Raw genomic sequence first — 24473 nt, forward strand, 5'->3', positions numbered from 1 at the left:
TTTGCCCGTTCGTATTCAGCCCCCGGCAGTTATCAGAACAGAAAGTAACGCTGCGCCATCGGCAGTGTTTCCGCCGGCTCGCACCACAGTAATACGCCGTCTGCCTTGACCTGATAGGTCTGAGGATCGACATCGATGTCCGGCAGATAGTCGTTGTGGATCAGGTCGGTTTTCTGCACGTCGCGGCAGCCTTTGACCACCGCGATTTTCTTCTTCAGTCCCAAGGCTTGCGGCAGTCCGGCCTCCTGCGCCGCCTGACTGATAAAGGTCAGGCTGGTGGCGTGCAGCGAGCCACCGTAGCTGGCGAACATCGGCCGGTAGTGCACCGGTTGCGGCGTCGGAATCGAGGCGTTGGCATCGCCCATCAGACTGGCGGCAATCGCACCGCCCTTGAGGATGAGTGTCGGCTTCACGCCAAAGAATGCCGGGCGCCACAGCACCAGGTCTGCCCATTTGCCAACTTCGATCGAACCGACTTCATGGCTGATGCCGTGGGTGATCGCCGGATTGATCGTGTATTTGGCGATGTAGCGTTTGGCGCGGAAATTGTCGTTGCCTTCGCCATCCTGCGGCAGCGGGCCGCGCTGTTTTTTCATCTTGTCGGCCGTTTGCCAGGTTCGCGTGATGACTTCGCCGACGCGGCCCATGGCCTGACTGTCGGAGCTGATCATCGAAAACGCACCGAGGTCGTGGAGGATGTCTTCGGCGGCAATCGTCTCTCGGCGGATACGGCTCTCGGCGAAGGCGACGTCTTCGGCGATGCTTGGATCGAGGTGGTGGCAGACCATCAGCATGTCGAGGTGTTCGTCGATGGTGTTGCGGGTGAATGGCCGGGTCGGGTTGGTCGAGCTCGGCAGCACGTTGGGGAAACCGCAGGCCTTGATGATGTCCGGCGCGTGGCCGCCACCGGCACCTTCGGTGTGATAGGTGTGGATGGTGCGGCCCTTGAACGCACCGAGGGTGGTTTCGACGAAACCGGATTCGTTGAGGGTGTCGGTGTGGATCGCCACCTGCACATCGTACTGATCGGCGACGTTGAGGCAGTTGTCGATGCTCGCCGGGGTGGTGCCCCAGTCCTCGTGCAGCTTGAGGCCGATGGCGCCGGCCCTGACCTGTTCGATCAACGGCTCCGGCAGGCTGGCGTTGCCCTTGCCGGTCAGACCGATGTTCATCGGGAAGGCATCGGCGGCCTGGAGCATGCGCGCCAGATGCCACGGACCGGAGGTGCACGTGGTGGCGTTGGTGCCGGTGGCAGGTCCCGTGCCGCCGCCGATCATGGTGGTGACGCCGCTCATCAGCGCTTCTTCGATCTGCTGCGGGCAGATGAAGTGGATATGCGTGTCGATGCCGCCAGCGGTGAGGATCATGCCTTCGCCGGCAATCACTTCGGTGCCGGCGCCGATGGCGATGGTCACGTCGGGCTGCACGTCGGGGTTGCCGGCCTTGCCGATCGCGGCAATGCGCCCTTCCTTGAGGCCGACATCGGCCTTGACGATGCCCCAGTGGTCGATGATCAGCGCATTGGTGATCAGTGTGTCGACCACTTCGGCGGCGAGCAACTGGCTCTGGCCCTGGCCGTCGCGGATGACTTTGCCACCACCGAATTTCACTTCCTCGCCGTAGGTGGTGAAGTCCTTCTCGACTTCGATCCACAGCTCGGTATCGGCCAGGCGCACCTTGTCGCCGACGGTGGGGCCGAACATGTCGGCGTAGGCGCTTCTAGAAATCTTCATGTGCTTGCCTTGGGATTCAATTGGGTCTGAAATCGCTCGCATTACTCGCTATCGCAGCCTCGCTGCGCTCGTCAGCTCCTACAGTCAGTGATCGGTTCGAGACCGAGTGACATTTGTAGGAGCTGCCGAAGGCTGCGATCTTTTCGGGGCACGCCTAAATCAGTCGAGATCACCCATGATGCGTCCGGCAAATCCGAACACCCGGCGCTTTCCGGCGTAATCGACCAGTTCGACCTCACGGCTCTGCCCCGGCTCGAAGCGCACGGCGGTGCCGGCGGGAATGTTCAGGCGCATGCCGCGACTGGCTGCGCGATCAAAGGTCAGCGCGTCGTTGGTTTCAAAAAAGTGATAGTGCGAGCCGACCTGGATCGGCCGGTCGCCGCTGTTGGCGACTTTCAGGCTGACGGTGCGACGGCCGACGTTGAGTTCGATGTCGCCGGGCTGGATCTGGTATTGGCCAGGAATCATCGCTGGGCTCCTTGCAGGACTTTGTAATAGAGCGCGGTCGGGCGATAGGTGCCGTTCGGGTCGCAGGCGTAATCAGGGATTTCGCCGGCGCGAACGTAGCCCAGCGCCTTGTAGAAATCTTCAGCCGGCGAGCCGGCCTCGGTGTCGAGATAGAGCATGCCGCGCTTGTGCTTGGGCGCTTCGAGTTCCAGCGCCTGCATCAGTTGCTGACCGAGACCGCGGCGGCGGGCGTGTTCGCGCACCAGCAGTTTCTGCACTTCGGCGCGGTTCAGACCGTTGGCTTTCTGGCACAGGCCCAATTGCACACTGGCCAGCACCTGCTCGTCCTTGACCACCACCCACAGCAGCGTGCTGCCCTTGTTGACGTTGTCCTGCACCTCGTCGAAATAGGCGCGCGCCTGCGCGGCATCGAGGTCGGCCATGAAGCCGACGCTGGCGCCGTAACCGACGGCGTCGAGCAGCAGATCGATCAGGCCCTGGCGATAGTGGGCAAAACTCTCAGCGTTGACGCGGCGCAACTGGGCGGCGTTCATCGACATCACTCCTTGTGAACATTCGGCGGCGGTGCGCCGGGGTTGAGGGTCAACTGCATGAAGGTCAGGTCGAGCCAGCGGCCGAACTTGGTGCCGACTTGCGGCATCTGCCCGGTGATGGTGAAACCGGCGCGTTCGTGCAGGCGGATCGAGGCGGCGTTGCCGCTTTCGATGGCGGCAACCATGACGTGTTTGTCGCAGGTGCGGGCGCGTTCGATCAACGTGTTCATCAGTTGCGGGCCGAGGCCGTTGCCGCGCTGATCGCTGCGCACGTACACCGAATGCTCGACGGTGTGACGGAAACCGTCGAACGGCCGCCAGTCGCCGAACGAGGCGTAACCCAGCACTGCGTTCTCGCTGTCGACGATCACCAGAATCGGGTACGCCTGCAGCTGACGGGCGTCGAACCAGGCCTCGCGGTTGCCGAGGTCGACAGCTTGTTCGTTCCAGATCGCCGTGGTGTTGAGCACGGCGTCGTTATAGATGTCGCGGATCGCCGGCAGGTCTGCCCGGGTTGCATCGCGAATCGCATAAGTCATGGCGCGGCCTCAGACGATCGGCTGGTGAACGGTGACCAGTTTGGTGCCGTCGGGGAACGTCGCCTCGACCTGGATTTCCGGGATCATTTCCGCGATGCCTTCCATCACTTGTTCGCGGCTGAGCAGGGTGGTGCCGTAGTGCATCAGCTCGGCCACGGTCTGGCCGTCGCGGGCACCCTCCAGCAGCGCGGCGGAGATGTAGGCCATGGCTTCCGGGTAATTGAGTTTCACGCCACGGGCCAGCCGCCGCTCGGCGACGAGGCCGGCGGTGAAGATCAGCAGCTTGTCTTTTTCGCGTGGGGTCAGGTCCATTGTTGGAATCCAATATCGGCAGTTGAGAATGATCAGGTCGATCGCGATCTGTAGGAGCTGCCGAAGGCTGCGATCTTTTGATCTTGCTGTTAAAGATCAAGATCAAAAGATCGCAGCCTCGTTTCACTCGTCAGCTCCTACAGGGCAATGCATTTCAGGTGTTCCAGATTCGGGGGGGCATAGCCTCGCGCCCCAGCAGCACAGGCCTTAGCAGTCGCCACAAATCAATCAGCCAGGCGCGGGCTAGCAACGCCTCACTGGCCAGACAACGAGCCACCAGCAGTCCCGGCAATTGCGTCAGATCCCCGCGCACCTCATGCCCCAGCGAGCGGCAACGCTCCAGCAGCTCGGCGTCTATCTCACCGGTCACCAGCATCGTCGCGAACACCGGTTGCCCATCCAGCCCGATTGGCGAGTCGAGCAAACCATCGTTGCCGACAATGCGCTGTCGTTCGTGCCAGAGCAACCGCCCGTCACGGCGTATATCCAGGTGCGCCTGAAAATGCCCGAGGTCGAAACGCTCGCCGCTGGCCGGACGACCCAGCGCCACCACGTCCCAGTAGAACAGTCGCGCATCGCCTTCGAGTTCGATCGTCGTGCTCAACTCGGCCTGCGCGGCGCTGTAGACGATGGTTTCCTGCGGCAGCCATTCCAGGGTCGCACCGGCAGCAACTTGCAAGTCGAGCTGCTGATACGCAGGCCCACCCGCGCGATACCATTTGGCGGCGCCGGGGCTGGTGATCTGTGCCCAGGCGTCGGGTTCGACGCGGGCGCTGATATCCAGCCGATCGCCGCCAGCGATCCCGCCCGGCGGATGGACGATGATGTGCTGGCAGACTTCGGGGCCTTCCGCGTACAGATGCTTTTGCACCCGCAGCGGGCCGAGGTGGCGGCGCATGACCGGGCGCGTGCAGTCGCCGAAACGCGCGTAGGCCAGTTCCAGCTCGGCGTGCCAGCTGGGGGTAAACAGGGCAGGTGCAACAATTGAATTCATGGTGTTGTGATTATCGTTAGGAAGCTACAGATTAGACCGCCGCATTAGATTGTGACCAGCCCGCGTACACCCTCGGCCTCCATATTCTCACCGCGACCCTGCTGAACGATCTCGCCCCGGGACATCACCAGGTATTGATCGGCCAGTTCTGCGGCAAAGTCGTAGAACTGCTCGACCAGCAGAATCGCCATGTCACCGCGCGCCGCGAGCTGTTTGATCACCGCGCCGATTTCCTTGATCACCGACGGCTGTATGCCTTCCGTGGGCTCATCGAGAATCAGCAGTCGCGGACGGCTGGCCAGCGCTCGGCCGATCGCCAGTTGTTGTTGCTGACCGCCGGACAGATCGCCGCCACGCCGCTGCTTCATTTGTAGCAGCACCGGGAACAGTTCGTAGATGAAACCTGGGACTTCTTTGGCCTCGCTGCCGGGAAAGCGCGACAGACCCATCAACAGATTCTCTTCTACCGTCAGCCGTCCGAAGATCTCACGGCCCTGCGGTACGTAGGCGATACCGGCATGCACGCGCTGATGCGGCTTGAACGTGGTGATCGATTTGCCTTCCCAGTTCACCGCGCCTTCCTTGGCCGGCAGCAGGCCCATCAGGCATTTGAGCAGGGTGGTCTTGCCGACGCCGTTACGCCCGAGCAGGCAGGTGACTTCGCCGACTTTCACGTCAAAGCTCAGCCCGCGCAGGATGTGGCTACCGCCGTAATACTGATGCAGCTTGTCGACTTGCAGCATGTCCAGAATCTCCTTGAGTCCCCTTGTAGGAGTGAGCCTGCTCGCGATAGCGGAGTGTCAGTCAACGTCTATGTATCTGATACACCGCTATCGCGAGCAGGCTCACTCCTACAGTTTGGAAAGCGTTTGCAGTTCAGCGGCCGAGATAAACCTCAATTACTCGCTCATCGGCCTGCACCTGTTCCAGCGATCCCTCAGCCAAAACGCTGCCCTGATGCAGCACCGTCACGTGGTCGGCAATCGAGCCGACAAAACCCATGTCGTGCTCGACCACCATCAACGAGTGCTTGCCCGCCAGCGACTTGAACAATTCAGCAGTGAACTCGGTTTCGGCGTCGGTCATGCCCGCCACGGGTTCGTCGAGCAGGAGCAGTTGCGGGTCCTGCATCAGCAACATGCCAATCTCGAGGAACTGCTTCTGCCCGTGGGACAACAGCCCGGCCTGGCGATTGACCGAGGTGGTCAGGCGAATCGTCTCCAGCACTTCGCTGATGCGGTCCTTCTGCTCGCCGCTCAAACGCGCACGCAAACTGGCCCACACCGACTTGTCGGTCTTCTGCGCCAACTCAAGGTTTTCAAACACGCTCAAGGCCTCGAATACCGTTGGCTTCTGAAACTTGCGGCCGATGCCGGACTGGGCGATCTGCACTTCGCTCATCTGCGTCAGATCCAGCGTTTCACCGAACCAGGCCTTGCCGTGGCTGGGCCGGGTCTTGCCGGTAATCACGTCCATCAGCGTGGTCTTGCCGGCGCCATTGGGGCCGATGATGCAGCGCAGTTCACCGACGCCGATATACAGGTTGAGATTGTTCAGCGCACGGAAGCCGTCGAAGCTGACGCTGATGTCTTCCAGGGTCAGGATCGTGCCATGGCGCGTATCGAGGCCGGGGCCGACGCGCTGGCCGAGGCCGATCGAGTCGCGACTGGTGCCTTCGTCCTTGTTCGGTTCCACGGGAAAGAACGCAGGTTCCAGCATGAATTCCGCACTCGCTGTGACTCTCATTGTTCACCTCGTTTCTTCAGCAGACCGATCACGCCTTTGGGCAGGTACAACGTCACGACGATGAACAGCGCGCCGAGGAAGAACAGCCAGTATTCCGGGAAGGCCACGGTGAACCAGCTCTTCATGCCATTGACCACGCCGGCGCCGAGCAGCGGGCCGATCAAGGTGCCGCGCCCGCCGAGAGCAACCCAGACCGCCGCTTCGATGGAGTTGGTCGGTGACATTTCGCTCGGATTGATGATGCCTACTTGCGGCACATACAGCGCACCGGCCAGACCGCACAACACCGCACTCAGCACCCAGACAAACAACTTGAAACCGCGCGGGTCGTAGCCGCAGAACATCAGGCGGTTTTCCGCATCGCGCAGGGCGGTCAATACCCGTCCGAACTTGCTCTGTGCCAGGCGCCAGCCAATGAACAGACTCGCCACCAGCAACAACACCGTAGCCAGAAACAGCACCGCGCGGGTGCCCGGCTCGGTGATGCCGAAACCGAGAATCGTGCGGAAGTTTGTGAAACCGTTGTTGCCGCCAAACCCGGTCTCGTTGCGGAAAAACAGGAGCATGCCGGCGAAGGTCAGGGCCTGGGTCATGATCGAGAAATACACGCCCTTGATCCGCGAGCGGAAGGCGAAGAAACCGAACACCAGCGCCAGCAACCCCGGCGCTAGCACCACCAGACACATGGCCCAGAGGAAGCTGCTGGTGCCGGTCCAGTACCACGGCAATTCGCTCCACGACAGGAAGGTCATGAACGCTGGCAAGCCATCGCCGGCCGCCTGACGCATCAGGTACATGCCCATCGCATAACCGCCGAGGGCGAAGAACAGACCGTGGCCCAGCGACAGCAGGCCGGCGTAACCCCAGACCAGGTCCAGCGCGAGGGCGACGATGGCGTAGCAGAGAATTTTGCCGACCAGGGTCAGCGTGTAGGCCGAGACGTGCAGGGCATTGTCCGGCGCGAGCAATGACAGCAGCGGCAGTACGATCAGCAGCGCAAGGATCACACCACCGACCGCGAGCGTGGCTTTCGGCCCGGCCTTTTGTGTAGCCGTGACTAACAGAGGCTGGTTCATCAGTCGATCACCCGTCCTTTCAGTGCGAAGAGACCTTGCGGACGTTTCTGGATGAACAGAATGATCAGCGCGAGGATGAGGATCTTGCCGAGCACCGCACCGATCTGCGGTTCGAGAATCTTGTTGGCGATGCCTAAGCCAAACGCAGCGAGCACGCTACCGGCCAACTGACCGACGCCGCCGAGCACCACCACCAGGAACGAGTCGATGATGTAGCTCTGGCCCAGATCCGGGCCGACGTTGCCGATCTGGCTCAGCGCCACGCCGCCCAATCCGGCAATGCCCGATCCGAGGCCGAAGGCGAGCATGTCGACGCGCCCGGTCGCCACCCCGCAGCAGGCGGCCATGTTGCGGTTCTGGGTGACGGCACGGACGTTGAGGCCGAGCCGGGTTTTGTTCAGCAGCAGCCAGGTCAGTACTACAACGAACAATGCGAAAGCAATGATGACGATGCGGTTGTACGGCAGCACCAGATTGGGCAGCACTTGAATGCCGCCGGACAGCCATGCCGGGTTCGCTACTTCAACGTTCTGTGCGCCGAATACCAGACGCACCAGTTGAATCAGCATCAGGCTGATGCCCCAAGTCGCCAGCAGGGTTTCCAGCGGCCGACCGTAGAGATGACGGATGACCGTGCGCTCCAGCGCCATGCCGATGGCCGCGGTGACGAAGAACGCCACCGGCAGCGCAATCAGCGGATAGAACTCGATGGCCTGCGGCGCGTAACGCTGGAACATCAGTTGCACCACGTAGGTCGAGTAGGCGCCGAGCATCAGCATCTCGCCGTGGGCCATGTTGATCACGCCGAGCAGGCCGAAGGTGATGGCCAGACCGAGGGCGGCGAGCAGCAGAATCGAGCCCAGCGACATGCCGCTGAACGCCTGGCCGAGCATTTCGCCGATCAGCAATTTGCGCTTGACCTGAGCGAGGCTGGTTTCGGCGGCGGTACGTACGCCGGCATCGCTTTCCACGCCGGGTTCGAGCAAGCCTTCAAGGCGTGTGCGCGCCAGCGGATCACCGGTTTCGCCGAGCAGGCGCACAGCGGCGAGGCGCACCGCCGGATCCGCATCGACCAGTTGCAGATTGGCCAGCGCCAGGCTCAGGGCGGCGTGGACACGTTCATCTTTTTCGCCAGCCAGTTGCTGGTCGAGGAATTTCAGCTGCGCGGGTTTCGCGCTTTTCTGCAATTGCTGCGCGGCAGCCAGACGGATTTTGCCGTCAGCGGCGAGCAGTTGATGGCTGGCCATAGCGGTGTCGATCAGACCCCGCAGGCGATTGTTCAGGCGCAGGGTCTTGCTTTGGCCGTCGATGGTCAGCGCACCTTGTTGCAGGGCATTGAGCAACTCGATACGCGCCGGATCGGGCTGCGCGGCCCAGGTTTCCAGGAGCCTGGCCTGTTGCATCGGGTTGGCCGCGACGAAGTCTTCGGCGTCGCCGGCGTGGGCCAGGAGTGGCAGCAACAGTGCGATGGCGAGCAGTACGCGGTGTATGGCAGTGGGCATTAGTGGTGTCCTGTTCAACCGCCCCCTCACCCTAACCCTCTCCCGGAGGGAGAGGGGACTGACCGAGGTGTCTGGACGATGTGCTGCGACCTGCGAATTCGAGTCAAGCTCAAGCTTTGAAGAGCATGAAGATCGGCTCCCTTTCCCCCTCTCCCTGAGGGAGAGGGCTGGGGTGAGGGGGAATCTCAAGCCCGCCTCAAAGGTTGAATTCGCCTCAGTTGCTCTTCACCGCATAATCCGGCTTCTTGTCGTTGCCCTGAATGAACGGGCTCCACGGTTGTGCGCGGATCGGGCCTTCGGTCTGCCACACGACGTTGAACTGACCGTCGCTCTGGATCTCGCCGATCATCACCGGTTTGTGCAGGTGGTGGTTGGTCTTGTCCATGGTCAGGGTGTAGCCCGATGGCGCGGCGAAGGTCTGCCCGGCCAGCGCTTCGCGAACCTTGTCGACGTCGGTGGACTTGGCTTTCTCGACCGCCTGCGCCCACATGTGGATGCCGACGTAGGTGGCTTCCATCGGGTCGTTGGTCACCGCTTTGTCGGCGCCCGGCAGGTTGTGTTTCTTCGCATAGGCTTTCCAGTCCGCGACGAATTTCTGGTTCTGTGGGTTCTCCACGGATTCGAAGTAGTTCCACGCCGCAAGGTTGCCCACCAGCGGTTTGGTGTCGATGCCGCGCAGCTCTTCCTCACCTACCGAGAACGCTACCACCGGCACATCGGTAGCCTTCAGGCCCTGGTTGGCCAGCTCTTTATAGAACGGCACGTTGGAGTCGCCGTTGACGGTGGAGATGACGGCAGTCTTGCCCCCGGCCGAGAATTTTTTGATGTTGGCGACGATGGTCTGGTAATCGCTGTGACCGAACGGCGTGTAGACCTCTTCGATGTCCTTGTCGGCCACGCCTTTGGAGTGCAGGAACGAGCGCAGGATCTTGTTGGTGGTGCGCGGATAGACGTAGTCGGTGCCGAGCAGGAAGTAGCGCTTGGCGCTGCCGCCTTCTTCGCTCATCAGGTATTCCACCGCCGGGATCGCTTGCTGGTTCGGCGCGGCGCCGGTGTAGAACACGTTCGGCGACATCTCTTCACCCTCGTATTGCACCGGGTAGAACAGCAGGCCGTTGAGCTCTTCAAACACCGGCAATACCGATTTACGCGACACCGACGTCCAGCAGCCGAACACCACCGCGACTTTGTCCTGGGTCAGCAACTGCCGGCCTTTTTCGGCGAACAGCGGCCAGTTGGAAGCAGGGTCGACCACCACCGGCTCGAGCATCTTGCCGTTCACACCGCCCTTGGCGTTGATCTCGTCGATGGTCATCAGCGCCATGTCCTTGAGCGACGTTTCGGAGATCGCCATGGTCCCGGACAACGAATGCAGAATCCCGACCTTGATGGTCTCGGCGGCCTGGACGGTCCAGGTCATGCCCATCGCGGCAATGGATGCCGTGAGTGTGAAAGCCTTGATCAAACTGCGACGCTTCATTGTGCGATCTCCATGAACATTCGATTTTTTTTGATTGGCAGATGCGGACGACTGAAGGGTGTTTTGCAAGGGCTGTGCCCGGTCGGGATCAGGCAGGAAAATGTCGTGCTAGAGCGCTTGCGCGCTGAAGGCGTGCACCACGAGGGGACGGGTTGCGGGCGGTGGTGCGCAGGGGTGCGCCAGATTGGGGCGCGCGCGGCGCTCGAATGCAGATACAGAAACGATAAACATGTACCACAGCACGGGCGAACCGACGGCCGACACTCATTCGATCGATATCCCGATTTCTTTTCGCAGGATTTTTATCATGAATGACGTCCCAGGCCGGCCCGGTCTTGCTGCCACCCACACTGGAAAATCCAGGCTGCCGCCGCTGAGTCCGGCGTTCCTGTCTGAGGAGGACGCGGCCTATTGGGTCCACACACGTCTACCGCGTAAACCGGACCGGGAATATGGCAGCGTGATTCTGCGGCGCCCGGACGGCAAGTTCGTGGCCACTGCACCCACGCCCGGGGATGCCACTTCTTTCGATCTCAGCACTGTGCTCGATCTGGGCATCTCCGGATATTGGCAAGCGCCCTCGGGGTACCGGTTCGTTGCCCACCTTCACAGTCATGTGGCTCTCTACGACGTTGTCAGTGCCGCCTGGCCGGAACTGGACGAAAGGCGTCGGCGACTCTTCGTCAACTTTTTCTCGCTCAAGGATTTCAAGACGGCCATCGATCTGCGCGCCGAGTTTCCCGGTACCTATATTTCCGGCCCCGATGGGACCTTGCTGAAATATTCGCCCAGTGGTTCACAAGCGGAGCTCGACAGTTATCGGTCATATGGCGAGCAATCACGCTCTGGGCAGAAATCATGGGCGATCAACATCATCGATACCATCATCCGGCTTGCCTCGGTCGGTGAACTGAAGGTCATCGTTTCCAATGCCGACTGGGGCGATTCAGTGGGCGTGGTGCCGCTGGACTGGCAACCGGGTCAGGGGTTTTCCACGGGTACCCCGAGCGAGCCACCGCTGATGACCCGGGTCTGTGTCAACGCCGAGCGCGCAGTGCTCGCCGCATTGAAATCCACCGGCGCGCAAACCGCCGGGCTACTGCTGAAAAAAATCACCGGGGAAGAATATGTCGCGACCCATGCACGCCCGGCCGGGCTCGCTGCGTGGGATCCCGAGCAGATCTTTCCCGCGGATGCCCAAGGGCAATTGCAACTGCCGCGGGGCTATCTGCTGGAGGGCTTTTACTTCGCATCACGCCCCGACCCTGCGCAGTTTCCAGCCGCGCAACCGTGGCTATACGAGAACTTTTTCACCCCGCAGGAAATCGCCATCGGCATCGAAGCCTTCGGTCGCAGCAAACACCTGGCAAAGGTTGGGGGGGCGCTGTCGCTGTACATGCGCGCGCAGGATCATTCGATGTTGAGGTACTGCTTCAGCGACCAGCCGATCGAGGCGGCATTGAGCGTCGTGAACGCCGACGCCACGGTCAGCGATAACGGCGTGCAGGCCAGGTTGCTGGCCGGCACGCTGAGTCCGCGTGAGTTCGTCTCGATGCTGGTATTGGCCGGCAGGCTGGAGGTGGTGCGGGGCAGCGCGCTCTGGGCGAACCTGGGCCCAGTGAGTCTGCAGTGGCTGCCGTTCGCCAACTTCCCCTGGCCGGTGCTGAGTCGGGATTTCCTGCGCGCTGACGACGCCGCGCTGCATGCCCATGAACAGCTCGGCAGCCGTCGCGATCGGCAGCACGGCGGTTATGTTTTCCAGCGCAGCGATCAACGCTTTGTCGTGACCGAGCCGTTGCCTGCGGACATCGACAGGCTGAGCCAGGGGCGGCTTTATCCGCAGGACAATCAGGGTCGCCCGGTATTTCCGGACGACCACCGGTTATATGCGCGTTATGTCTGTCACGTGGCGCTGTCGCAACTTGATCCGGTGCATGTCCGCTATTTGCGCTGGACATGGGAAGAAGCGGTGCTGAGTCAGCAGATGCTGAGTGTCGATGAAATGCGCCAGACCTTGCTCGATGGCGCGATTGTGTACTGTTCCGGTGCCGGCAATAGCCTGATCAGATTCGAGCCATCGGCAACCGCGCAGGCCAACGACCTGGCCAAACGCCTCGGCACTCGCCAGCAGCCGGGCCGGTTGGCCAATGAGCTGGAAAGAGGCAGCAAGCGGCCGCAGGATTTTGTCCGCGAACAGGCGCAGGCGGGACAATTGGTCAATCTGATCGACCATCCAATGTGGGGCTATCGCGGTCAGATCAAGCCCGACGGTTACCTGCCGGTGGCTTTCCCGGCTGTCCCCGCCGAGCCCGAGAGGCCGCAGACCACGCTGCCGGCGCCGTCATTGCCGCAACCTTCTTTGCCGCCGTATCCGTCGCCGGCAACCCCTCTGCCCGCCGCTACGGTGATGCCATGGAAACGCCCTGAGAGGGTGCTCTTCGGTGCGGTTTTCGCTTCGGCGGACGATGTGGCCGTGAGTCAGTGCGCTGCTGACCGGCGCTTGCACACCGAAAACCGAGCGTGGTTCGGTTTTATCCTCAAGCACAACGATCGGGAAGAGTACATCGGCACCGAACTGATTCCCGTCAATGACTCAGGCGACAACCTGTTTCGCCTGGCGTCGGTGTTTGGCTCCCGAACAACGCCCCCCTGGCATGAATACCCGGATGGCTTCGATCTGCATGCCGGTTTTTATTCGCACCGGCGTGTCGAGGATCCTTCGCGTGATCCTGCGGACTGGCTTGGGCATTTTTTTGTTTCACCCGATACCCTCGCCGTGGCGATGTACTTGTCGCCCCGGCGCCCGGTCATCACCTCTGGCCTGCACAAGACACTGTTCATCGCGACAGGCGACGATGCCCTGCTGAAATATGTGCGCAGCAGTTCCGGCAAGTTGTTCCATGACGAGAGCTCGCAACAGACGCTCGAATCGCTCAAGGACGATCTTGCTGCGCAACGGTTGCTACCGTCGGATCTGGTCCATGTCGTGGCCGAGAGTGGCCAACTGAGCGTGCTGCGAACCAGCCTGTGCTGGGACCGTCCGGGCATCGTCAGGAAAACCTGGCAGCCCTTTGCAAATCTTGAGCGGCGCGCCCTCGGCCCGGTTTTTCGCAGTGCCGATGATGCGGCAGTTCACGCCCGATCGCTTGTGCCGGAGGTTACGGAAAAAATCTGGGGGGGGCTGATTCTGGAAAGGCTCGACGGCCTGTACGTCGCCACGACGCCAGTGGAAGTCACCCGGGAAAATTTCGACAGCACGCAGATCATCGCCGATGAAAGCCGCTCCGCCGGACTGTTTCCGGAAGGCTGTCGGATCGTTGCGCGTTACCGTTCCAGAGTTGCACGGGAACTGTCGGTCGCCTTCTCGTCCATGGAAAAACGGATTTATCTGAACATGCTCTCGGTCGATACGTTGTATTCGGCTTTTACGCGCAAGCCGGTGCACGATGAATACCTGTTCGCGCCGGACGGAGCGACGATTCGCTATCAGCCGGGACTGTGGGAGCGCTTGCGCGCCGATCTGTCGATTGCGCTGACCGCAAACAATACGCTGCCCGACTCGTTGAACGGCGAGGTCATCAAGCAGCGCCTCTACAGCGGCGCATTGAAACCGATTGCCTGGATCGACTCGCTGGCCAGAACAGGCTATTTGCAAGTCGTCACCGGCAGTGACCTGTGGGGCCTGCCTCGGCAAGTATCGCGCTGGGTGCCGTTCTCGACCGATCTGCAGGCCGGGTCGGATTACAGCAAAGCCGTCACTGAGTCGGTGTGCAGCCCGTTGTTCCTTCAGGCGGAGGCAGCCGCCCGATACGTGCATGAGCTGGCGGTGAGCCGGGATGCGCAGACCTTTGGTGTCGTTCTGCGCTCGGCCGAGGGTCTGTTTCTTGCCAGTCTGCCGCTGACGACGCAACGCTCGGCGTTGGCGCTGGACCGGGTGTTCGAGCAAGGGCGACTGCCTTCAGGCTATCTGCTCGATTCCATCTACGTGCGTGCCGCTCTGCCGCCATTGGCCGCGCAGTCCGGGGATATCCGGCATGTGCTGCTTTCGCCTGGCGATGTCCAGCAGGCCTGTAGACGGGCCTCTACGCCGCAGGGCTTCCGGCCGATCTACTTCTCCTGCGCCGACGGTGCAATGTTGAGGCTGCAACTGCACGCGTTCGAGCCTGGCACGTTTTACGACGGCTTCGGGCAGATCCAGTTGCGCCCCAACGCCTTTGTCTCGATGGAGCAGGCCGCAGACGATGAGCGCGACATCGCCAAGGGGACGTTCAGCATGGTCGATTACATCAGGCGCATGGCCCGTGCCGGTGAGCTTGATGTGATTGAAACCAGTGCTTGCTGGTCGCGTCATGGGCGGGTGGATGAAAGCTGGCAGCCAAGTCTCGCCGATACGTCGCGCATGCTTCGCTGGCAACACCATCCGGTTCCGGCACTGGGGCCGATTTTTCAGCATCCCGACGATGCCGCTCGCTATGCCCAGCATCGGACTGACAGGGAAACGCTCAGCCGGACCGGTTATGAGGGGGCGATTCTTGCGGAAAAGACGCGGCAGCGCTTTGTGCCGCTGGAGCCGATTGCCTGGTTCGGCAATGAGGAAAACCTGCGTCTGCGGCTCTACCGTACCAGCGCAGACCCGGCGACCGACTGGCGTCGGCCGGTGCCACGCTTCCCTCACGGATACGCCGTGGTGGCCAGCCACCAATTCAGCCTGTCGGGCAACACCCTGTTGGTCGTCGACAGCGAACAGATTCGCAATAATTTCGCCGATCCCGCGCAGGTGCACGCACACACCCATGAACTGAAAAACCAGGGTTTCGATATCCGTGCCTATTACTACTCGACGCCCGGCCATGAGTTGCTCAAATACACGCCTGTGTACTCGGACGCCGAACAGGATCTGTTGCTGACCCGGTCAATCGTTTATGAAAACGGGCAATGGATCAGCCACCTGACGCCTGGGCAATTTGTCTCGCGGCTCATGCAACTGGGCGGGCTTCAGGTGTTGGTGGCAGGCCAGTACTGGCGCCATACCGGGCGCCTGGGCAGCGGTTGGCGCACCCGTCGCCAACAGCCCTCGGCTCGAGGCACCGTGCGGATCAGAGATGAGCTGTAAATCGAACGCCATGTCGGGCGCGGGCCATTGAGCCCGCGCCGCGAGATCACTGGGGCTGGCCGGCGGTGCGCTGGCTCAAACGCGGCAGCAGGAAACGATCCAGCAACCACACCACCACCAGCGAGGCGCCGACCAGCGGAAACACCACCGCCAGCACCAGCATGATCGCCACGCCGGTTTTCCACTTCGGCAGGTCATGACGCAGCGGCGGTACGCCGAACTTGCCTTCGGGGCGACGCTTCCACCAGATCACCACACCGCTGACGGCGCTGAGCAGGATCATCAGGCAGATCAGCAGCACGACGATCTGATTGAAGGTGCCGAACATCTTGCCTTCGTGGAGCATCACGCCGATTTCGGTCGCGCGAGCAACCGTGCCGTAGTGTTCGAAGCGCACATCGGCGAGGACCTTGCCGGTGTACTGATCGACGTGCAGGGTGGCGTCGTTGCGCGGGTCGTCGGCGAACACGGCGATGGTGAACACGCCGGTGGCGGTGGTTGGCAGGGTGATGCTGTAGCCGGGTTCGACCTTGCGCTCGCTGGCGATGTTCTGCACCTCCTGCAGACTGATCGCGGGAGCCGCGGGGCCGGCGTGGGCGTTGCCGTGGTTCATGTGTTCGGCGTGGTCGCCGGACATGGGCATCGGCGTGTTTTCCATCGCCCATGGCACGGTCTGGCGAGTGGCGCTGTTGAGGCTGCGCGCCTCGATGTCGGAGGTTGGCACGTTGTTCCACATCGCGGCCGGAAACACGTTCCACACCTGCGCGTACTGCTTGCCCCAGAAACCGGTCCAGGTCATACCGCTGAGCAGCATCACCAGCAGCAACGTCGCGCCCCAGAAACCGCTGACCGCATGCAGATCACGCCACAACACCCGACCGCGGCTGCTCAGGCGCGGCCACAGAATGCCCGCCGCCTGACCACGCGGCCACCACAGAAACAGGCCCGACACCACGAGCACCACGCCCCAGCCAGCGGCCATTTCGATCAGCCGATCACCGACGGTGCCGATCATCAATTCGCCATGGATCGCCCGGGCGATGGCTTGCAGATTCTGCTTGGCGTCCTGCTCGCCGAGGATGTCGCCGTGATACGGATCGACGAACACGTTGAGTTCGTGCCCGGCATTTTTCACCACGAATTGCGCGCTGCGTTCGGCATTCACCGGCGGCAGGTACTGGGTGACCTGGCCTTGCGGATAAGCGTTTTTCACCCGTTGCAGCAAGTCATCGGCGGGGACCGTGTGGTGACCGGCCGGGACTTCGAGCAGGCTGCTGTACATCAGCGCGTCGAGCTGCGGTTTGAACAGATAGATGATCCCGGTCAGGGCCAGCATCACCATGAAGGGCGCGACGAACAGGCCGGCATAGAAATGCCAGCGCCAGGCCAGGTTGTAGAAATTGGGTTGAGGCTTTTGCATCACGTGTGCTCCGCTGGGCTTGGTTCTTTTCGTTATTTGTCTGGACTGCCTGTTCGTGGCGAGGGAGCTTGCTCCCGCTGGCCTGCGAAGCAGGCCCAGGCTCTGCAAATCAAGAGAGGGCCGCTACGCGCCCCAGCGGGAGCAAGCTCCCTCGCCACAGGGCAGTGTTCACACCAGGAATTTCTCGTGGCGTGTCAGAAACTCATATCCACTTTGGTCCAGAGCGTTCGCCCCGGTTCATTAATTGCCTGCGGGTCATTGGCCGGGTAGCCGAACCCGGCGTTGCCGGCCAGGTTCAAGTGCTCGGCATAAGCCTTGCCGAACAGGTTGTCGACGCCGCTGCTGACCTTCCAGTGCTTGTTGATGCGGTACGCGCCGTTGAGCGAGAACACACCGAAGCCCGAGCTCTGGTCGTAGTCCTTGCCGACTACGTTGCCCTTGTTTGCGTCGATGCGGTGCTGCGCGGCGACCACCCGCCACAGCGCCCCGGCACTCCAGTTGTCTTCGCTGTAGGTCAGGCCGAAACGCGCGTCCAGCGGTGGCATTTGCGGGAGCGCCGAGCCGTCGCTGCTGTTCTTGCCCCAGGCGTAGGCCAGCGTTGCGTCGGCCTTCCAGTGTTCGCTGAGGTTGTAGGCGGCGCCGAGTTCGCCGCCCATGATCCGCGCGTCGATGTTCTCGGCCCGCGAAGTGCTCATACCCATCATTCCCGGCGTGTAGTCGAAAAGGATGTAATCGCGGACCACACCGATGTAACCCGAGGCCCAGGCTTCGAGGTCGGCGCCTTTGTAATTGACGCCGAAATCCAGCTGGGTGGTTTTTTCCGGTTTGATCGAATCGAAGGCATTGACCGAACCCGCCGGGCCGGCGTCTGGCGAAAACAGTTCCCAGTAATCCGGGAAGCGTTGCGCGTGGCCGAGGCCTGCGTAAAGCGTGGTCGGGCTGTCAGCCAAGTCGTGCTCATAGCGCACGAAGCCGCTGGGCAGCGTATCGGCGCGGGTGTCGTCAGCGGTCGGGTTGGGCCGCGACATCATCCCCGACCCGGTGGTCTGGCGATAATCCCTGGCCGAAGCGCGATCGACCCGCGCGCCACTGATCAGGCGATCACGCTCGGCGGCGTACCAGGTCATTTCGCTGAACACGCCGTAATTGTGGAAGTCTGCGTCCTTGCTGTACGGCAGATCCTTGTAGGTATCGACGCCCATCGCACTGCGCTCGCGGTGCTCATTGGTCTGCGCATCCAGCCCGGTGATCAGCTGAATATCCGCCCAACGCCAGGTCGCCTTGATCCGCGCGCCGAGGGTGCGCCGGTCGACGTTGGACGCCATGGGGCCGGCCATCATCCCGGTGCCGGACGGTGTGCGCAGGGTGTAGTTGTCCATTACATGGTCGGCGTAGTTGTAGTAGACCTGCGCCTCGAGTTTTTCCAGCACATCGGTGATATCGGATTTCTCAAAGCGCAGGCCAAGGCTTTCGCGCAGGAACTGCGAGCCGTCCATGCCACGCCCGGCATAACGCGCCTCGCCATCGCCCTTGCCGGCGGTGAGCTCGATCAGGGTGTCGGCATCCGGCGTCCAGCCCAGCGCGATATCACCGTTCCATTTGTCGTAGCGCGAGGCGACGACGTCGTTGTTGCCGTCGCGGTAATCGTCGGAATGCGCGGTGTTACCGATCACCCGCATGTAGCCCAACGCACCACCGGCAGCGGCGTCGATCACCTTGTCGAAACGACCGTGGGAGCCGGCCAGCACGCTGGCGTTCACCCGCGTGCCGAGTTCGCCGAAACGCTCCGGTTCGCGTTCGAACAGCACCGTGCCAGCCGACGCGCCGGGGCCCCAGAGCACGGTTTGCGGGCCTTTGATTACCGTGAGTTTGTCGTAGGTTTCCGGCGATATGTACGAAGTCGGCGCATCCATTCGGCCCGGGCAGGCGCCGAGCATCATGCTGCCGTTGGTGAGGATGTTCAGCCGCGAGCCGAACATCCCGCGCAGCACCGGATCGCCGTTGGTGCCGCCATTGCGCACCAGGGCGAAGCCGGGAATGGTCTTCAGATAGTCACCGCCGTCACTGGCCGGCACCGGTTGGCGCGGGTCCTTGGGATCGGTGACGATCGTCAGTGGTGAGCTGGGGGCGAGGGCAGTAATCACCGTCGGACTCAGTTCTTGCGGGTGGCCGGCATGCTCATCGGCCTGGGCCAGCGGTGTCAGCAATACGCCGCAGAGGACGGCGCTGGCGTGCCCGAACCGCATCCGCGATCGGTTCAGGGTAAAAGGCGCGCGGGCGGATTCCGCGCAGGGAACAGCAGTAAACCTGGACATGACAATTTCCATCGAACAGTCGTAAACACCACGGCCGACAGCCTGAAACTGTCTTCTCAACCGTGTGCAATCAGAGGTGCGTGTTTACGTCGCGACGGGCGGGGCGCGGGTGCGGGCGCCGGGGAAGAAGGGTTGGCGGGCGTGGCCCAAACGCGGGGAGGGTGGGGTGAAGGTATTGGGTGGCGGGATGTTGAAAGCGATGAAATCGCCACCGCCGGTCAGCGCCGGGCAATTGAACAGCAGGCTGCAGTAACCGCACTTTTCCCACAGCACGTGATGCGAGGATTGCGGCGGGCAGTGCTCTACCGAGGGCTTGGCGTCATGGCTGCGGTGGTCCATGCCGGGCATGTCCATCGACATGTCCATGCTCATTGGCATCGATGTCGAGGCGTGCTGATCCATCGGCATCGACTGAGAAATCAGTGGGCCGATGAAGATCATCAACATGGCGAACAGGGCGATCCAGCTGCCACGCGTCAGCGCTTGAGTCTGACGGTGGTGCGGGGCGGGCCTGGCGCGCAAAGGACGCATGGGCGGAGTCAGCCGGGTCGGTTACTGAGCGTGCACGTGGGCCTGGGTGGATTCCGGCGGTTTCTTCTGCACGGCGACATCGACCGTGACATCGCCGGCCTTCTCGAAATGCAGGGTCATCGGGAAGCGCTTGCCATCGCTGAGCAGGCTGCGATCGCTCAGGTTGAGCAACATGACGTGGTAAGCCATCGGCGCAAACGTCACGGTGCCGCCAGGTGGAATATCCACGCCTGGAACCTGCTGCATTTTCATCAGGTCGCCCTGCATCACGTGCTCGTGCAGTTGTGCTTCGGCGGCAATCTTCGAGTCGACGCTGAGCAGGCGATCGGCGCTTTTGCCGGTGTTGTGAATGATGAAATAGGCGGCAACGGTCGGCGCATTCGGCGGCAGCTCCTGTGACCACGGATGGGCGATTTCCAGCGCACCGGCCTTGTATTCGTGGGCATGGGCGAAGCACGCCGGCAAAAGCAGCGCAGCGAGGACGAAGAGTTTCTTCAACATGGCAGTTCTCCAGAACGATTTGAAACGCGGATTTATGGCGCGAACAAATCAGACCAGAGGGGATGCACGGGGATTGAGACTCGGCCATTGCTGGCGCGGAGCGGGGGCTTGCAGGGCGACGGGCGCAACGCTGCGGTTACTTTCGAATCGCGCGAAATACAACTGCGGCGAATGCCCCGGCAGCGCCAGCAATGGCGCTGAACCTGAGCAGCACCAGCAATGCTGCATGTTCGAATGGCTATCGTTTTGCGGGGCCTTTTGATCTGTAGCGCCGATGTCGATCGCCACCATCTTCATGCCGCTGCCGGTGCAGAAACTGCTCCAGAGGATCTGCTCGGCGGGTTCGCCGCCCGCCTGCGCCATCGCCCCGCTCAGCGGCATGGCGAGCATGTTGAACAGCACTGCAAAGCAGGCGATCCAGGCAAATGCTAACCGGCGTCGGTTCATGGGACAGGTCCGTTGGGTGGGCGATCAGGCGCGGCTATTTAGCCTGATCAGGGCCGATAAGTAAAAAAGCGTCGTGCGGTCTGGTGTCGCAGTGCGTTCACAGCGTTACGGCATGCAATCTCAAACCCAGAGCCTTCATGACTTTCATGATAGTTGCGAATTCGGGATTGCCAGTGCTGCTCAGCGCTTTATAAAGACTTTCGCGGCCCAAACCTGCATCCCGCGCCACTTGTGTCATGCCTTGAGCCCGGGCGATGTCATTGAGTGCTGCACGGATAAGGACGCCGTCGCCTTCATCATCGTCAAAACAGGCAACTAGATATGCCGCCATGTCCTCGGGAGTTTTGAGGTACTCGGCGGCGTCAAAACGGGCGAATTCTTCGGTCATTGGATGTGTACGCCCTTGGAATCAAAGACGTTGAGCGTAGAGGTGGACGCTGACGGCCGATAGTCAGTGATTCGTTAAGTTGTTGTGGGCAGTGTCCGGTGCGTTTGTAGGATTCAAGTCAGATATCCGGCCGAGCCCGTGACATTGTGGGAGCGAGCCTGCTCGCGAAAGCGGTGGGTCAGGCAATGATGTGCAAACTTTGCCGACGTCTTCGCGAGCAGGCTCGCTCCCACACTGTTCGGTGGCGACCACATAGCCTGTTCAGCCCGCGAACCCAGTGGGAACTGCGGTGCGACGATTCGACTTGCCCGCGAAGGCGTGTGTGTGAAAACTGCGCCTGTTTTTTAGATAAGGTTAACGGTCGCGAGGGCCATGAGGATTGCGTCGACCGAGGCAAACTCCCGATCAACCCCCGGCAACTCCGGCCGCTTCAACACCAGCACCGGCACCCCACGCTCACGCGCCACTTCCAGCTTCGGCTCGGTCGCGGTGCTGCCGCTGTTCTTGCTGATCAACACATCGATCTGCCGCCGTTCGAACAGTGCGCGCTCATCCTCCAGCAGAAACGGCCCCCGCGCACCGATCACTTCGCAGCGTTCGTTGCCAGGGTAGACGTCGAGGGCGCGCAGGGTCCAGAACTGGTGGGCGGGGATTTCGTCGAGGTGTTGCAGTGGTTCGCGGCCGAGGGTGAACAGCGGGCGGTGGAAGGGTTCTAGGGCTGTGATCAGCTCGGGCCAGTCACTCACCTCGCGCCAGTCATCGCCTGCTTGCGGCTGCCATGCTGGGCGCCGTAGGGCCCAGCAGGGAATGCCGGCGAGCTGTGCCGCGTGGGCGGCGTTAGCGCTGATTTGTGCGGCGTACGGGTGCGTAGCGTCTAGCAGCAGATCGACACTTTCATCAGCGATGAACTGCGTCAGTCCCTCAGCGCCGCCATAACCGCCGACCCGAACCTGGCAGCTCAAGTCGCTCGGCACCCGGCCAACACCGGCGAGGCTGTAGATATGTTCTGGCCCGAGCGTGCGGGCAATCGCCAGCGCTTCAGTCACACCACCGAGCAGCAAGATCCGCTTCATGCAAAACCTCCGGCGTGCCCGACGATCCCGCCCTGGCGATCGATCGCAAACACCTCGACCTGCACCTGCGCAGGCACCACGCTGCGGGCGAAATTCAGCGCGTGGCGACAAACTTCATCACCCAAAGCGATCCCCGCGGCACTGGCCATGGCCAATGCCTGTTGGCTGGTGTTGGCCGCACGAATGCCTTGCTGCAACGCCGCGTCCGCGCCAATCGCCGCCGCCCAGTCAGCCAGTTGCGGCAAGTCGATGCTCGAATGCCGTGAGTGCAGATCCATATGCCCGGCGGCCAGTTTGCTGATCTTGCCGAAGCCGCCGCACAGGCTGAGTTTATTCACCGGCACCTTGCGCAGATGCTTGAGCACCGCGCCGACGAAGTCGCCCATTTCGATCAGGGCGATTTCCGGCAGGTTGTAGACCCGGCGCATGGTGTCTTCGCTGGCGTTGCCGGTGCAGGCGGCGATGTGCAGGTAACCGTTGGTTTTCGCCACGTCGATGCCTTGATGAATCGAGGCGATGTAGGCAGCGCAGGAAAATGGCCGGACGATGCCGCTGGTGCCGAGGATCGACAGGCCGCCAAGAATGCCCAGCCGCGGATTCATGGTTTTCAGCGCCAGTGCCTCACCGCCCTCGACATTGACGGTGACCTCGAAGCCGCCGTGATAATCGGTTTCGGCGGCGAGCAGGGTCAGGTGATCGCTGATCATTTTGCGCGGCACCGGATTGATCGCCGGCTCGCCGACAGCCAGTACCAGTCCTGGGCGGGTCACCGTGCCGACCCCGGCGCCGGCATTGAAACGGATCCCCGCTTCGTCCAGCAAGCGCACTCGTGAATAGAGCAAAGCACCGTGGGTCACATCGGGGTCGTCGCCAGCGTCCTTGATCGTGCCGGCCTCGGCGCCGTTCTCGCTCAGGCGGCAGAACTCCAGACGCATCTGTACCTGTTTGCCCTTGGGCAAGGTGATCTGCACTGCGTCGGCGCCGACGCCGGTGAGCAACAGGCGCGCCGCGGCGAGGCTGGTCGCGGTGGCGCAGCTGCCGGTGGTGAGGCCACTGCGCAGGGGCGCGGGTTGTTCGGCGGTTTCGTCACGCATCGAGGGGTTTGACCAATTCCAGCAGGGTGATCGGCAGTGCCTGACGCCAGGTGTCGAACTCGCCGAGCGGCTGCGCCTGAGCGACTTGAATGCGCGTCAGCTCGCCGCCGTAACGTTCGCGCCAGTGCATCAGGGCGACTTCGCTTTGCAGCGTCACGGCGTTGGCGACCAGACGGCCGCCGGGCTTGAGTTGTTCCCAGCAGGCTTCGACCACGCCTTCACGGGTGACGCCGCCGCCGATGAAAACAGCGTCCGGTCGTTCAAGGCCATGCAGCGCTTGCGGTGCCTTGCCGCGAATCAGATGCAGGCCGGGCACGCCCAGCGCATCGCGGTTGTGTTCGATCAATTGCTGACGGCCCGCGTCGGCCTCAACCGCGATGGCGCGACAGCTCGGATGGGCGCGCATCCATTCGATACCGATCGAGCCGCTGCCGGCGCCGACATCCCAGAGCAGTTCGCCGGGCGTCGGTGCCAGACGGGCGAGGGTGATGGCGCGCACGTCGCGCTTGGTCAACTGGCCGTCGTGGCGGAATGCCGAATCGGGCAAACCGGCGAGCCGCGACAGGCCGGCAACACCGGGCTCGGCCAGGCACTCGATAGCGATGACGTTGAGATCGGCAACGGGCGGGTTGTCCCATTCACTGGCGCGGCGGTCGATGCACCGCTCGGCCTCGCCACCCAAATGCTCCAGCACACTCAGGCGACTGGCGCCGAAACCGCGCTCGCGCAGCAGTTGCGCGACGGCGGCGGGGCTGCTGCCGTCATTGCTCAGCAACAACAGACGCACGCCGCTGAACAGGTGCGCATTGAGCGCCGCCAGCGGCCGCGCCACCAGCGACACAACCGTCACCTCCTGCAGCGGCCAGCCCAAGCGCGCCGCCGCCAATGCGCACGACGAAGGCGCGGGAATGATCGACATCTCGGCGCTCGGCACCAGACGCGCCAGACTGGCACCGACGCCGTAGAACATCGGATCGCCGCTGGCCAGCACGCAAACGGGCTCGCCACGGGACTCAAGCACCAGCGCGAGAGAAAACGGGCTGGGCCACGACTGCCGCTCGCCGCCAATGCACGGCGGCAGCAAATCCAGTTGCCGCTGGCCGCCGACGGTCCGCGAAGCGCCCATCAGGGCACGCCGGGCGTTCTTGCCCAGGCCCTTGAAGCCGTCCTCACCAATTCCCACGATCGTCAGCCAGGGTGACATCTAT

21 protein-coding genes are annotated in these 24473 nt (G+C 62.3%); 1 reads left to right on the top strand and 20 read right to left on the bottom strand.

Features of this window, described 5'->3' with window-relative positions; translation table 11 throughout:
• Positions 1 to 32: 32 nt before the first annotated feature.
• From ureC to urtA, 11 genes are all read right to left on the bottom strand, one after another.
• On the bottom strand, positions 33 to 1733 hold the full coding sequence (ureC, locus tag BLU71_RS24905) for an urease subunit alpha (protein WP_083354098.1): 1701 nt from the start codon (positions 1731 to 1733) through the stop codon (positions 33 to 35).
• 159 nt (positions 1734 to 1892) lie between these two features.
• Complete coding sequence (locus BLU71_RS24910) at positions 1893 to 2201, bottom strand: urease subunit beta (protein WP_083354099.1); 309 nt, start codon at positions 2199 to 2201, stop codon at positions 1893 to 1895.
• Positions 2198 to 2734 (bottom strand): GNAT family N-acetyltransferase, encoded by a 537-nt coding sequence (locus BLU71_RS24915; RefSeq protein WP_042608933.1) that lies wholly within the window; start codon positions 2732 to 2734, stop codon positions 2198 to 2200. Before BLU71_RS24915 ends, BLU71_RS24910 begins: the two co-directional genes overlap by 4 nt.
• Positions 2735 to 2739: 5 nt before the next feature.
• Positions 2740 to 3273 carry a GNAT family N-acetyltransferase gene (locus BLU71_RS24920; protein WP_042608932.1) on the bottom strand — a complete coding sequence of 178 codons (534 nt, stop codon included), beginning with the start codon at positions 3271 to 3273 and terminating at the stop codon, positions 2740 to 2742.
• A 9-nt stretch (positions 3274 to 3282) separates the two neighbouring features.
• Positions 3283 to 3585 carry an urease subunit gamma gene (gene ureA, locus BLU71_RS24925; protein WP_042608931.1) on the bottom strand — a complete coding sequence of 101 codons (303 nt, stop codon included), beginning with the start codon at positions 3583 to 3585 and terminating at the stop codon, positions 3283 to 3285.
• A gap of 154 nt (positions 3586 to 3739) precedes the next feature.
• Positions 3740 to 4579, bottom strand: a complete 840-nt coding sequence (locus BLU71_RS24930; protein WP_083354100.1) for an urease accessory protein UreD — start codon at positions 4577 to 4579, stop codon at positions 3740 to 3742.
• 44 nt (positions 4580 to 4623) lie between these two features.
• On the bottom strand, positions 4624 to 5322 hold the full coding sequence (gene urtE / locus BLU71_RS24935) for an urea ABC transporter ATP-binding subunit UrtE (RefSeq protein WP_083354101.1): 699 nt from the start codon (positions 5320 to 5322) through the stop codon (positions 4624 to 4626).
• 133 nt (positions 5323 to 5455) lie between these two features.
• A complete protein-coding gene (gene urtD, locus BLU71_RS24940; protein WP_039756989.1) occupies positions 5456 to 6325 on the bottom strand; it encodes an urea ABC transporter ATP-binding protein UrtD in 870 nt (289 codons plus the stop codon).
• Positions 6322 to 7401 (bottom strand): urea ABC transporter permease subunit UrtC, encoded by a 1080-nt coding sequence (urtC, locus tag BLU71_RS24945; protein ID WP_064363024.1) that lies wholly within the window; start codon positions 7399 to 7401, stop codon positions 6322 to 6324. Before urtC ends, urtD begins: the two co-directional genes overlap by 4 nt.
• Entirely contained in the window at positions 7401 to 8903 is a 1503-nt protein-coding gene (gene urtB / locus BLU71_RS24950; protein WP_083354102.1) for an urea ABC transporter permease subunit UrtB, read from the bottom strand. Before urtB ends, urtC begins: the two co-directional genes overlap by 1 nt.
• Before the next feature lie 214 nt (positions 8904 to 9117).
• On the bottom strand, positions 9118 to 10383 hold the full coding sequence (gene urtA, locus BLU71_RS24955) for an urea ABC transporter substrate-binding protein (RefSeq protein WP_064363020.1): 1266 nt from the start codon (positions 10381 to 10383) through the stop codon (positions 9118 to 9120).
• Between the two features lie 307 nt (positions 10384 to 10690).
• Between urtA and BLU71_RS24960 the strand changes: the two genes are divergently transcribed.
• Positions 10691 to 15496, top strand: coding sequence for a DUF4329 domain-containing protein (locus BLU71_RS24960; protein ID WP_159244993.1), 4806 nt, complete (start codon positions 10691 to 10693; stop codon positions 15494 to 15496).
• 46 nt (positions 15497 to 15542) lie between these two features.
• On the opposite strand, the gene BLU71_RS24965 is transcribed toward BLU71_RS24960, so the two are convergent.
• The 9 genes from BLU71_RS24965 to cbiE form a co-directional block, all read right to left on the bottom strand.
• On the bottom strand, positions 15543 to 16916 hold the full coding sequence (locus BLU71_RS24965; RefSeq protein ID WP_064363018.1) for a PepSY-associated TM helix domain-containing protein: 1374 nt from the start codon (positions 16914 to 16916) through the stop codon (positions 15543 to 15545).
• Positions 16917 to 17110: 194 nt separating this feature from the next.
• A complete protein-coding gene (locus BLU71_RS24970; protein ID WP_083354104.1) occupies positions 17111 to 19231 on the bottom strand; it encodes a TonB-dependent copper receptor in 2121 nt (706 codons plus the stop codon).
• An 84-nt stretch (positions 19232 to 19315) separates the two neighbouring features.
• The gene (locus BLU71_RS24975; protein WP_064363014.1) at positions 19316 to 19762 is read right to left on the bottom strand and encodes a DUF2946 domain-containing protein; all 447 of its coding nucleotides are present in this window, start codon (positions 19760 to 19762) and stop codon (positions 19316 to 19318) included.
• 21 nt (positions 19763 to 19783) lie between these two features.
• Complete coding sequence (locus BLU71_RS24980; protein WP_064363013.1) at positions 19784 to 20263, bottom strand: copper chaperone PCu(A)C; 480 nt, start codon at positions 20261 to 20263, stop codon at positions 19784 to 19786.
• 48 nt (positions 20264 to 20311) lie between these two features.
• The gene (locus tag BLU71_RS24985; RefSeq protein ID WP_083354105.1) at positions 20312 to 20710 is read right to left on the bottom strand and encodes a DUF2946 domain-containing protein; all 399 of its coding nucleotides are present in this window, start codon (positions 20708 to 20710) and stop codon (positions 20312 to 20314) included.
• Between the two features lie 97 nt (positions 20711 to 20807).
• Positions 20808 to 21098, bottom strand: coding sequence for an addiction module antidote protein (locus BLU71_RS24990; RefSeq protein ID WP_083354106.1), 291 nt, complete (start codon positions 21096 to 21098; stop codon positions 20808 to 20810).
• A 344-nt stretch (positions 21099 to 21442) separates the two neighbouring features.
• Positions 21443 to 22171, bottom strand: a complete 729-nt coding sequence (locus BLU71_RS24995; protein ID WP_065615533.1) for a cobalt-precorrin-6A reductase — start codon at positions 22169 to 22171, stop codon at positions 21443 to 21445.
• The gene (locus BLU71_RS25000) at positions 22168 to 23265 is read right to left on the bottom strand and encodes a cobalt-precorrin-5B (C(1))-methyltransferase (protein WP_065615534.1); all 1098 of its coding nucleotides are present in this window, start codon (positions 23263 to 23265) and stop codon (positions 22168 to 22170) included. The genes BLU71_RS24995 and BLU71_RS25000 overlap by 4 nt, the downstream gene beginning before the upstream one ends.
• On the bottom strand, positions 23258 to 24469 hold the full coding sequence (gene cbiE, locus BLU71_RS25005) for a precorrin-6y C5,15-methyltransferase (decarboxylating) subunit CbiE (RefSeq protein WP_083354107.1): 1212 nt from the start codon (positions 24467 to 24469) through the stop codon (positions 23258 to 23260). Before cbiE ends, BLU71_RS25000 begins: the two co-directional genes overlap by 8 nt.
• Positions 24470 to 24473 lie beyond the last annotated feature (4 nt).

Source organism: Pseudomonas moraviensis, from assembly GCF_900105805.1.
In the GTDB taxonomy this organism is placed as follows: domain Bacteria; phylum Pseudomonadota; class Gammaproteobacteria; order Pseudomonadales; family Pseudomonadaceae; genus Aquipseudomonas; species Aquipseudomonas moraviensis_A.